Here is a 12678-nt window from a genome sequence, read left to right as displayed (position 1 = left end):
GATGAAAGAAAACAAATCACCAAATAAACAAAACTTGTCCGCATGGATAAACAAATAAACAACTTAATGACAATTAAATGACAGCGAAGCAAATGACCACTAAATGACTATTGAAACAAATAAACAAATAAACAATTCTTCTTAGCGTTCTTTGCTTGCCCCATAAGGAAGAATGACTGTATCGGGGCGTCTTTGCGTGAAAATAAACAAATCATCAAATCATCCATTTTTCCAATCTTTCTTCCAATCAACCAATCATCAAATCATCAAATCAACGAATAAACAAAATAATAACTCGTCATTGCGAAGGAGGTACGTCTGAAGCAATCTCATCCATCAAGCACAATGTTTCAAAGCAACAGATTGCTTCACTTCGTTCGCAATGACGAAAACGACCTTTTTGGAATGAACTCAAGAATTGAATAACGGATAAACACTTGTCCTCCGTAGCTTTAGAGAAGGAATTATTAGAAGTCCCCCTAAAGTATCAAACAAAAAAAAGCAGGATAGAATTGTTATCCTATCCTGCTTTAATTTTCTTTTTTAAAAAATTAACTATTTAGTAGCAACCGGTTTTTCTACCTTAAAAATATCGTTCATTGCTTTTTCAATAGTATTTTTAGGTAATGCACCTTGAGCCATTTGTGGTTGCCCATCTTTGGGGCAAAACAACATTGAAGGAATACTTCTAATTCCAAAAGCAGCTGCAAGTTCTTGTTGGTCTTCAGTATCTACCTTATAAATATTTACAGCACCTTTATATTCTATTGATAATTCTTCAAGAATAGGAGCAACCATTTTACAAGGCTGACACCATTCTGCGTAAAAGTCAATAATACAAGGTAATTCGCCTTCAAATTTCCATTCTTTATTTTTTTCAAAATTAAAAACTTTTTCTAAAAATGTTTGTTTTGTTAAATGTTCCATTTCAATTCAATTTATTTATTTTAATATTTAAATTCTTAGTTGGCGAAAAATATTGCTATTGTCATGCCAAAAATACTGCTGACAATTTGACGAATTAAAATGACAATATTGATATTTATTTTAATCCAGACATAGAATAGCTTTCTAAAACAGTTAAAATGCAAAGTAGCAAACAAAGATAAATAATTTAATTTCACACTAAACCTTAATGATACTTAAAAAAATAATTTTAAATTTTTACAAATTAGAATCATGATTAAAGCTATTTTTGTAAAGAAATAAAAGCCTACCTATGAGCGAATAGTTAAGGATAATAAAATGATTGTTTTCTTATGAACTATATTCCTGAAACATTAATATTTTTAGTTGCTTTTGCAATTATAGCTGTTGCGTCAAAACGATTATCTCAATATTTCCAAAAATTAAAATTACCATTAATTACAGGATTTATAATTGTTGGAGTGGTTACAGGTCCTTACTTTTTAAATTTAGTTACAACAGAATCAGTTCAAAACTTAGGTTTTATCAATGATATTGCATTAGCTTTTATCGCCTTTGCAGCAGGAACAGAATTATTTCTTAAAGAAATAAGAAGCAAAATCGGGAACATTATTAGAATGACAATATCGCAATTAGTAGTTACTTTTGCTGTTAGCTTTGTTATAATAATCTTGCTTTCTAAATATATTCCTTTTTTTAGCGGACTACCATATCCAATGGTCGTATCAATTTCAATTTTAGTTTCTACAATTTTTATTGCTCGCTCTCCTTCCTCTTTTATTGCCATAATAAATGAAATCAGAGCAAAAGGTCCTTTCACAAAAACAGCATTAGGCGTAACAGTAATAGTTGATACTATTGTAATTTTAATATTCTCAATTAACTTTTCTTTAGTAAACACAATTATTTCAGGGGCAAATTTTGATTTACAACATATCATTTTAATTGTTGTAGATTTGATTATTTCTGTTTTCTTAGGTTTTGTTATTTTCAAAATTTTAGAATTTTTATTATCCTTAAGAATAATTCCATTTATTACAATGGTAATTTTTTTATTGATAGGATGGGGTATTTTTGCTCTTACAGATATTGTTGAGCTAACTTCCTCCAAATATCTTCCTTACACTTTTCATATCGAGCCTTTGTTGAGCGGATTGGTTGCAGGTTTTGTTTTAACAAATTATTCAAAATATCGTATCAATTTGCAAATGATAATTGAAAAAGCAAGTCCTTATGTTTATGTTGCCTTTTTTACTTTTGCCGGCATATCTATATCCATTGATATTTTGATTGAATCATGGATTATTGCTTTAGTATTTTTCTTTGTTCGTATAGTAGCAGTTATTATTTCAACCACTGTTGGAGGAATAATAAATAAAATTCCAAAGAGGCATTTGATTGTAAATTGGTCTGCATACATTACCCAAGCAGGAGTTAGCTTTGGTTTGATTATGCTTATTGCAGAAAAATTTCCTAGTTGGGGGAGCGAATTAGCTTCTATTTTAATAGCCGTAGTTGTTTTAAATCAATTTATAGGACCTCCTTTACTTAAATGGGCAATTGGCTTTGTTGGAGAATCTCATAAAAAAGCAAAAATCTCTGAGTTTACAGGAAATAGAGATGTTATTATTTTTGGTTTTGAAGGTGCTTCTATCACTCTTGCCAAGGTACTAAAGCAACATAATTGGAATGTAAAACTTGTTACACAGATATGTGATATTCCTAAAGATACCTGTAAAATTGTTGATGTTGAAACAATCCCTGATTTCACTCACGAAAATTTAAAAAAATTAAAAATCGAAAATGCGGAAACCATAGTTCTGATGAAATCGGATGAAATAAATTATAAAATTTGTGAATTAGCTTATGAAAAATTTGCAGTACCCAATATTATAGTTCAACTGAGTAACCGTCTGGATTTTAATAAATTCCGAAAACTTGACGCTATAGTTGTAGAGCCATCTACTGCAATTATAAGTTTGTTAGATCACTTTGTAAGATCTCCAAAAGCTACATCCGTTTTACTTGGCACCGATTCCGAAAAAGACACAACAGATATTGAAATACTCGATAATGACATTCATGGCTTAGCATTAAGAGATATTCGCTTTCCTCAAGATATTTTAGTTTTATCAATATTTAGAAATAACAAACTCATTACTTCTCACGGTTATACGGTTTTGAAAAAACATGATATTATAACAGTATTAGGTTCAGAGAAAAGCTTGGAAGAAGTAAGGTTGAAGTTTCAGTAAATGAGTCGGCAATCAAAAACAGTCAGCAATCCTCAGTCAAATTCCAAATAAACAAATCACCAAATAAACAAATAAACAATTCTTCTTTGCGTTCTTTGCGTTCTTTGCGTCTTTGCGTGAAATTACTCCTACTCATCAGATTGCTTCAGACGTATCCTTCGCAATAACGACAAAAAACATCATTCGTGTAAATTTGTGTAATACCAAATTAACATCAAAACACCCGATATAAATCATTTCTATTTCCCTTTTTTGTCGTTAAAAATTATTTCCGTAGCTATAGCTTCCGAAACAAGTGCGGAACAAGTTATGCAAAGAATTTTTGCCTAAAAAAAGAAAAATATAATTTAATTTATTTATCAGACGTTTTGATGTTAAATTGGTATAATTCGATGATAAAAAATCAAATCTTTTTTAAATCATCTTCTTGCAACCAACCTGTCTTTCCGTCTGCGAGTTTTATTTCAAACCATGAATCAACATTCTCCAGTATTTTTACTTTTAATCCTTCATGGATAATAAATAATTCTGTACTTCCTTCATCAGGGGCACTTTTTACATAAACCAAAGGCGAGAAAATGATTGCAAAATTATGTTGTGTTTCAATTTTATATCTTTTAAAACTCAAATAAGATGTAAAAAGAAAAAACATAATAAAAATTAATGTAAGTAGAGAACTAATTTTCTTTAATCTATGACGTGATGTAAAAATAAGTACAATTAGTAAAATCAAAGTCATCCAAAGAAAAGCAAGGCTAATGAATGCCCATTTCTTTGAAGGGAAAACATTAAGAAGTTGATACCATGTTTTAAAAAATAGCAATTCAGGAAGAGGCTCAATTTTATCAACGATATTAAGGTTTGCAAGCTGTAAATTGAAGTCAATATCCTTATTAGATCCATCAAAAAGTTTTGCCTTTTCGTAGTTGAGAATTGCAGATGGATATTTTTTTAATTTGTAAAATGCATTAGCCCTGTTAAAATATAATTCGGCAGATTCATAGTTAGATGACTCAATAGAATCGTATAATATTATTGCCTCGTTATATTTTTTTTCTTGATAAAGTTTGTTTGCATTTTCAAAAATGCCTTCATAATTTTTAGCAAAAGCGGAGTTAACAATTAATCCTGAAAATAGAAAGATTGCAACAAAAACTATTGAATTTACGGTAGAAAATTTATTTTTATTAAAAATTGTTATCATTGTTTTATCTCTTTTTCAATTGAAGAAATAAGTTCCACAGATTGATTATAAATATCCTGTAGTTTAAAATTTGCTTGAGAAGGGGCATATCGTGCAAAATTGCAATTATCAATCAATTCAAGAAATTTATCAATATTTTCTTCGCTTACATTTCTTTCAACTAATTCTTCTTTCATTTTATCTTTGGTAAGCTCGGCAGCAGCAATACCCATTTTATCAGAAGCATAACCATTTAAAGCTGTTGTTGTTGAAATGTAAAATTCAGTACTGTTATTTTTCTTAAGATGTTTTTTTGCTGTTTTCAATTGCTTTTTAGCTTTTTTTGTTGCTTTTTTCATTTTGAGTAAAGCAACATTCCTTCTTGATTCAATTATTTTTTTTCTCATCAGAACAACTGTCAGCAAAATAAGAAATGGTAAAATCAAGAGAATAAAATATTTGTAAGAGCCAAAATAATATCTATTCCTCTCTTGTAAGTTCAGTTTGTTAACTTTTATAAAACGAATATCCTTTCCTCTTAATTCAATTTCTTGTTTACTTAGCCCTGTAAGCAATGGAGCATTTTCTGTCCCGTCTCCTTTAAGTATTTTTAACTCAATTTCATTTGAACTTAATGTTTTATACTGTTTTTTTACCGGATTGAAATAGGAAAGTGTAATCTGGGGTATTTCATATTTCCCTGCAACATGAGGCACAAGTAGGTATTCAAAAGTCTTATATCCTGAAATACCATTTGTCCCTACCGAAAGATTATCTTTTATCTTTGGCTCATAAATTTCAAAATCTGATGGTAAATCAATCTCAAAATCACTTAATAATTTCAAATTTCCTCTTCCCGAAACTTTTATTGTTAATGTTATTGGGTCATTTGTTTTTGTTTCTGTTTTATCGGCAGAAACATCCATAGAAAAAGCTCCTACTAAGCCTGAATAATTTGCAGTTTTGTTTGCTGGCAATGCTTTCACATTAATTGTTACTGCATTCGATTTAATTGTGTATTTATAGTTTTGGTAGTTATTGAAAAAAGGATTGCTAAAAGGGTCGTTTCGTTGAGTTTGAGACTGAACCCTAACAACAGAATTTATTTTTAATGGATTAATTGTTGTTTTTCCTATTTTTTGAGGAATAAGAATATATTTCATGTATTGAGAAACATAATATCGTTCCCCATTTACTACTTCAATTTTGCGTTGACTTTCTCCTAAATTAACTTCTTCAATCCAAAAGCCCGAAAATTTTGGTCTTTTTATTTCCGTAATATTAAATTGTAATCGATAATATAGCTTATATGTTAGTGTTAGTTGTTCATTTTTATATGGATTTGATTTACTGACAAATGCTTTAATAAAAAGATTATCTGCCAACTGCTCTTCAATACTTTGTGATTTTTTCTTCTGTTTTTTTTGACTGCCGGATTGTGATTGCTGTGGATTTCCTCGCCAGTTGTTCTGTTTTGATTGAGCTACTTTTGTTACTGTAATCGTGATTGCTTCAGTTTTATAATTCTTACCATCAATTTTAACAGTTGCTGAACCAATTTTGAATTTACCAATTTTGTTTGGGCGTAATCCATAATTAAAGGTTTTGCTCTGACTATATCGTCCATTAATAAGTTGAAAACTACTTGATCTATTAGGTCCTGAAACAATTGAAAAGTTATCAAATTTCGGTGGGTGAAAATTACTTGATTCTCCTTTAATTGTAAAAGTAATATCCAAGCGTTGATTCATAGCAATATTCTTGGAACTTACTCCAACATTAAAACTTTGTGAATAAAGCAATGCTGTTGTTAGCAACAAACAAAATGAAAACAATATTCTTTTAATTTTTACCACTCTTTTTCAATTTTAGTTCTTGTAGCTTTTTGTTTCTTTTCCATCATTTTTTTCTGAACTTTCTTTTCTTCGTTTCGTAAAGCTTTCAATAGTTTCTCAGCTTGTTCTTTATCAATTTTTCCTTCTTGAGGCTTACTTTGTTTTCCTTCCTTTTTTTCTTGCTCTTTTTTATCCTGTTGTTCTTGGTTTTGTTTTTCTTTATTTTCTTGCTTCTTTTTCTCTTGTTCTTGCTTCTGTTTGTCTTTATTTTCCTCGTTTTTTTTATCCTTCTTATCTTTTTTGTCTTTCTTATCCTTTTTATTTTTCTGCTGTTGTTTTTGTTGCTGTTGTTTCAACTTTTGAGCATAACTCAAATTATATTTTGTCTCCTTATCCGAAGGATTTGTTTTTAATGCATTTTTATAAGCTTCAATTGCATTGTCTAATTCTTTAGATTTTTTCTTAGGGTCTTTCTCAATTTTAAATTGCTGTAAATTTGAATTACCAAGGTTATGATAAGCTTTTGTTTTTATATTTTTATCATCTGTTAAATTTGCAAGCATCTCAAATTTCTTAGCCGCTTCTTCATATCTTTTTTGTTTAAAAAGTGAATTGCCAAGATTAAAAATTGCCTGTGGTTTATCATGTTCTTTTTCAAGAGCTTTTTTATAATTTACTTCTGCATCTACATAGTTTTCTTTTTCATATTTTTTATTCCCAATTCTTACAAGCTTACTTTGATGCTGTGCAAAAACAGACGAACTAAAGAAAAATATTAATATGACAAATATTACTTTATTCATTGTTAGAAGTAAGTTTTAAGTTTTTAAAATTTAATTTCCAATTACTTTTCCTTTCAAAAATAAAAAATTCTAATATCAAAAAGAATAATCCAAGTGCAAGAAAATACTGAAATTTGCTTTCATAATCAGTAACCATGTGTGAATCAATTTCTCTTTTTTCTTGAGAATCAATTTTCTTCAAAAGTGCTTTTAAATTATCACCGGAATTTGTAATTCTGTAATATTCACCACCACTTACAGCGGATATTTCTTGAAGCATAGCGTTATCTATTTTTGATAAAACAATACTCCCCTCCTTGTCTCTTTTAAAATCAACTTGTTGATTGCCTCTATAAACAGGAATTGGTGCACCTTTGGCAGTTCCAACGCCAACCGTATGTATTATTACTCCATTTTCTGCTACTTCTTTGGCATTGTCAATAGCATTTCCTTCATGGTTTTCTCCATCAGAAAAAATTATTATGGTTTTATATTTATTATTTTTTGCTTCAAATAATTCACTTGAACTTTTAATAGCATCACCAATTGCAGTTCCTTGTGTAGGAATCATTTTGGTATTTAAATTATATAAAAATAATTTAGCAGCAGGATAGTCAATTGTTAATGGCATTTGCACATAAGCATTTCCTGCAAAAACAACTATTCCTATTCTGTGATTTGAAATTTTATCTAATAATTGATTTATAAAATGTTTTGTTCTTTCAAGCCTATTCGGTTTAATATCCTCAGCCATCATACTTGATGAAAGGTCAATTGCAAGAACGATATCAACTCCTTCTGTTTTAACTTTTTCGATTTTTGAACCGAATTGTAAATTTGCTAATGCAAAAACAATTGAAGCAAAAGCCAGAATAATTAAAATAAATTTTAACTGTCTTTTATACTTGGGTTTATTCCTTATCAATCTTAGCACAAGTTTGGTATCACCAAATTTTTTGATTGCTTTTTTTGATGCAATCATTCGCATGACAAAAAGGATGACAAACAAAAGGATTAATAATAATCCAAATAAATATTCACTATGTTCAAATCTTACAAAGTCCATATTTTATGGATAATTTTTAAAAATTAAATTTCTCAAAAGTATTTCAATAGTAATTAATATTAATGCAATTAGTGCAAAAGGAAAAAATTTGTCAATATGTCTTCTAAATGAAGTAACCTCAATTTTTGATTTTTCCATTTTATCTATTTCTGCATAAATGTCTTTAAGTTTTTGATTATCAGTAGCACGAAAATATTTAGTTCCTGTTATTGAAGCAATTTCTTGCAAAAGTTCTTCATCAATATCTACTTTCACATTTTGAATTTGAATACCAAAAGGTGTTTTAAAAGGATATGGTGCTTCTCCACGCGTTCCAACTCCAATTGTGTAAATACGGATGTTAAATTCCTTAGCAATTTCGGCAGCGGTTATCGGGTCAATAAAACCTCTGTTATTTTCTCCATCAGTAAGTATAATTACTACTTTGCTTTTCCCACCACTATCCTTTAACCTATCAATTGAGGTAGCAAGTCCAAGACCTATTGCAGTTCCGTCTTCAATAATTCCTGTTTTTATTTTTGAAATAAGATTTATTAGAACTTTTTTATCTGATGTAATCGGACATTGTGTAAAACTTTCACCTGCAAAAACCACAAGTCCTATTCTGTCATTTGGTCTTCCTTCAATAAATTCGGTAGCTACTTCTTTGGCAGCTTCAAGTCTGTCAGGTTTAAAATCACGGGCAAGCATAGAAGTAGAAATATCCATAGCAAGAACAATATCAATACCTTTAGTAGTAATTTTTTCTTTGTCAAGTGCTGATTGTGGACGTGCAAGTGCAATTATTAATAGAGCAATAGCAAGAATACGGAATACTATAAGTGAATGACGAACTATCTCCTTTAATGATTTTTTTTGATTTTCGAAAGCTTGTAAACTCGGGATTTTTTGTTCAGGATATCGTATATTTTCTTTATAAATGTACCAAAATACAATAATAGGAACAATAATTAAAAGCCATAAAAACTGTGGATCTTCAAATTTATAATTCCATATATTCATTTTTTACAATGCTTTTTTTTATTAAAAAAAATAATTTTTAGCCATTATTGGTTAGCAATATTTTTGCCATAACCTATTACTCAAGCTGTAAAAGGTGTTTTGCAAACTACACCGAGTGCGAGCTTTGTAACTTAAACCTTGTTTGGAAAAAACAAACAATAAAGATAAAAACCAGCAGTAAACCAATTCCTTCTCCTTGAGGAGAAGGCCAGGATGAGGTGTCGTCTCAGATTTTTTTATCAGGAACTTCCGTTCTTAGAAAAAATTCTGAATTATATCATTGAACACAGAAAAGATTATCAATCCGAAAACAATGACTATTCCGATAGTTTGAATTACCTCCATAGTTTTAAATCCCAGTGGTCTTCCTGTAACCATTTCAATTAAAACTGTAATAACATGACCACCGTCAAGTGCAGGTATCGGAAGAAGATTCATGAAAGCAAGGATTAAGGAAATCAAACCTGTGATAAGCCAAAAATTAGCCCAAACCCAAACGCCACCATAAATTGTTGCGATACCAACAGGTCCTTTTATTGCTTTTCTCGGGTCAACATCACCTTTAAAAAGGCTAATAAAACCAAGAGTGTTTTCTTTTAATAAATACCATGCTTTTTTATTCCCTACTTTGAAGGATTCAAAAAAGCCAAAAGATGTTGTTATTGTATTTCTCTCATCTTTGGTGTAAAAACCTACTTTTCCATTTTTATCAATTGCTACTTTGGAAAGCACAACTGTATCAAAATTACGAACAACAGAAATTGCAACACTTTTATTTTTATAACTTTGAACTTTATCAACAAATTCATAATAATATTTTATTGATGTATCATTAATTGCTACAATTTTATCATCAGCTTGTAATCCTGATTTATTATTTATTGTTTTTTCTACCGAAAATTTATATGCAGGTTGAATAATTTTATCAACTCCTCCGTCTGCTACTGTATTTAAGAAATTCTCAGGAGTTGTAATAATAACTTTTTCACCATTTCTTAAAACCTCAACATCAATATTGTTAGCAAGTAAAAGATTGTAGCTGTAAAGGTCGTTGAATTTTTTTAAGGATTGATACTCAGTTCCATTTACCGTGAGCAAAGTATCGCCTGTTTGAAATCCAAGTTCTTTACCATATTCCATAGCAACAATTGCGGGGTCATTATTTTGTACAGGAATATGTTTTTCTCCATAATGAAAGGACATCATTGAAAAAATAAAAATTCCAAGGATAAGATTCATAAAAACACCGGCAATCATTACAATTAATTTTTGACATGGTGGCTTAGAACGAAATTCCCAAGGTTGAGGTGGTTTTGCCAGTTGTTCTTTATCCATAGATTCGTCAACCATTCCTGCAATTTTGACATATCCACCAAGAGGAAACCATCCAATTCCATATTCTGTATCACCTTTTTTGAAGCTAAAAAGTTTCTTTTTACCAAAATCAAAAAAGATAAAAAATTTGTCAACTCTCATTCCGAAAGCTTTAGCAGCTAAAAAGTGCCCGAATTCATGTATTGCTACAAGAATTGAAAGTCCGAGCAATAATTGCCCTATCATTATTACTGTTTGCATTTGTTATTTTATTAAGGTTTTAGCAAATTTTCTTGTTTCTGCATCAATTTTAAAATAGTCGTCTAAAGATGGATTCTTCATGTAATCAATAGTTTCTAAGCACTTTTTGTTTATACGATAAATGTCTTGAAAACCTGCTTTTTCAGACAAAAATGCCTCCACTGCAATTTCATTGCCAGCATTAAGAATACAAGGCATATTGCCAGCTTTTTCTATTACCTGATATGCTAATCTTAAATTTGGGAAAGTATCAAAATCGGGACTGTCAAAAGTTAAATTCGGATATTTTAAAAAATCTAATCTTGGGAAATCACTTTTTATTCTTTTAGGGAATGAAAATGCATATTGAATGGGGATTCTCATGTCAGGCATTCCTAGTTGAGCTTTTATTGAGCCATCTGTAAATTGAACAAAAGAATGTACTAGTGATTGAGGATGAACGAGAACTTCAATTTGATCTATTCTTAAATCAAAAAGCCATTTTGCTTCAATTATCTCAAATCCTTTATTCATCATTGTTGCAGAGTCAATAGTAATTTTATTGCCCATATTCCACTTCGGGTGTTTTAATGCATCAGCTTTTGTAACTTTTTCAAGATGCTTTGAATCCTTACCATAAAATGGACCACCTGAGGCAGTAAGCATTATTTTTTCAATCGGGTTGTTAAATTCACCGATAAGACATTGATAAATTGCTGAATGTTCGGAATCAACAGGAATAATGCTAGCTTGTGAACCCTCGTAACTTTTATTAATTATTTCACCTGCAATAACAAGAGATTCTTTATTTGCCAGTGCTAATATTTTTCCACTGTTAATAGCTTTTATCGTTGGCTTTAATCCTGCAAAACCGAGCAATGAATTTAAAATAATATCATTTTCTTCAAAATCAATAACCTGTTCTATTGCTTCATTAGTAGTGAAAACTTTAATATCGTAATCAGAAAGGCTTCCTTTTACTTTATTAAATTTTTCTTCATTTCCAATTACAACAGTATTGGGTTTAAACTCTTTTGCTTGTTTAATTAATAAATCAGCATTTTCGTTTGCTGTAAGAACAGAAACAAAAAATAAATCGGTATTTTTTTTTATTACATCAAGTGCTTGCGTACCAATAGAACCTGTTGAACCTAATATTGCAATTCCCTTTTTTTTACTTTCTTCCATCACTCGTTATTTTCAAAAGAACGGCAAAGTTAAATAAAATCTAAGAAAGTGCAAGTGCAATAAAATATGGTTCTATGTTGATTTATGTGAGTGAAAAAAAATTAAAGCCACAGACTTCGTCTGTCGAAGACATGCTAAGTGTAATAGAAGCAAGACTACGTCTGTCAAAGACAGATTCACAGATTAAAATTAATTTATATGCAATATTCTAATAAAATATATCCTTTAGTCCCGATATATCTGGATTTGGCGAAAATTCATTAATTAGTAGCTGTCTATAAAGTAGGGTGTTTAGTTCAAAATGTTCAAGTTCAAGTCATGTGAAGTCTTTAAAATCAAGGAGTCCGTACGGATGACTGTTTTAAAGACGAATATAACGCAGAAATCGTACATTTAAGGGGTACAGGCAAATAATGAGTTTTCTTATAAGCACTAATTACAAAAAGAATATTTTTGTAATCTGTGAATCTGTGGCAAATTTGATTACCCACATATTTGACATAGAACCTAAAATATACTATATCTCTTTCATTTGAGAGGAGTATATTCAGGAAAAGACATCTTTTAAAATTTAACTAGTGCCTCTAAGAAAACTATCAAATTTTATGATTTCTAAGATTTTTGACCTGCCTTTGCCGTCAGGCAGGTGAGATTTTTATTTTTTGAGACGAGGCGATGCCTTAGCATCAGTGAGTTGAGAAAGATAAAAATATCGCAAAAAGATAGGAATCTAATTTTGCAGAGTTTTCTTAGAGACACTAACTACAGCTTTATTAGTTTGTGATTTTCTTTACTTCCATCCTCAGCAATGATAGTAATAAAATAAACTCCGGCAGTCAGTATTTTAATGTCAATTGATGATTGTTTTGAAAGCATCTCATCCGAA

At 30.0% G+C, this 12678-nt stretch carries 9 protein-coding genes; 1 reads left to right on the top strand and 8 read right to left on the bottom strand.

Translation table 11 applies throughout. The features are described from left to right. Nucleotides 1–555: 555 nt before the first annotated feature. Entirely contained in the window at nt 556–927 is a 372-nt protein-coding gene (trxA, locus tag U9R42_07100) for a thioredoxin (protein MEA3495787.1), read from the bottom strand. A gap of 332 nt (nt 928–1259) precedes the next feature. On the opposite strand from trxA, the gene U9R42_07095 reads away from it, so the two are divergent. Beyond that, on the top strand, nt 1260–3182 hold the full coding sequence (locus U9R42_07095) for a cation:proton antiporter (protein ID MEA3495786.1): 1923 nt from the start codon (nt 1260–1262) through the stop codon (nt 3180–3182). Nucleotides 3183–3585: 403 nt separating this feature from the next. Here the strand turns inward: U9R42_07095 and U9R42_07090 are convergent, their stop codons facing one another. From U9R42_07090 to U9R42_07060, 7 genes are all read right to left on the bottom strand, one after another. Continuing rightward, entirely contained in the window at nt 3586–4386 is an 801-nt protein-coding gene (locus tag U9R42_07090) for a hypothetical protein (protein ID MEA3495785.1), read from the bottom strand. After that, nucleotides 4383–6221 carry a BatD family protein gene (locus tag U9R42_07085; protein ID MEA3495784.1) on the bottom strand — a complete coding sequence of 613 codons (1839 nt, stop codon included), beginning with the start codon at nt 6219–6221 and terminating at the stop codon, nt 4383–4385. The genes U9R42_07090 and U9R42_07085 overlap by 4 nt, the downstream gene beginning before the upstream one ends. After that, nucleotides 6215–7003 (bottom strand): tetratricopeptide repeat protein, encoded by a 789-nt coding sequence (locus U9R42_07080; protein MEA3495783.1) that lies wholly within the window; start codon nt 7001–7003, stop codon nt 6215–6217. Before U9R42_07080 ends, U9R42_07085 begins: the two co-directional genes overlap by 7 nt. Then, a complete protein-coding gene (locus U9R42_07075) occupies nt 6996–8048 on the bottom strand; it encodes a VWA domain-containing protein (protein MEA3495782.1) in 1053 nt (350 codons plus the stop codon). Before U9R42_07075 ends, U9R42_07080 begins: the two co-directional genes overlap by 8 nt. Before the next feature lie 3 nt (nt 8049–8051). After that, complete coding sequence (locus tag U9R42_07070; protein ID MEA3495781.1) at nt 8052–9050, bottom strand: VWA domain-containing protein; 999 nt, start codon at nt 9048–9050, stop codon at nt 8052–8054. A 255-nt stretch (nt 9051–9305) separates the two neighbouring features. Continuing rightward, nucleotides 9306–10625, bottom strand: coding sequence for an RIP metalloprotease RseP (rseP, locus tag U9R42_07065; GenBank protein ID MEA3495780.1), 1320 nt, complete (start codon nt 10623–10625; stop codon nt 9306–9308). A gap of 3 nt (nt 10626–10628) precedes the next feature. Continuing rightward, on the bottom strand, nt 10629–11792 hold the full coding sequence (locus U9R42_07060; GenBank protein MEA3495779.1) for a 1-deoxy-D-xylulose-5-phosphate reductoisomerase: 1164 nt from the start codon (nt 11790–11792) through the stop codon (nt 10629–10631). Nucleotides 11793–12678 lie beyond the last annotated feature (886 nt).

Source organism: Bacteroidota bacterium (assembly GCA_034723125.1).
GTDB lineage: Bacteria > Bacteroidota > Bacteroidia > CAILMK01 > JAAYUY01 > JAYEOP01.
This window is presented reverse-complemented; position numbering and strand designations above follow the sequence as displayed.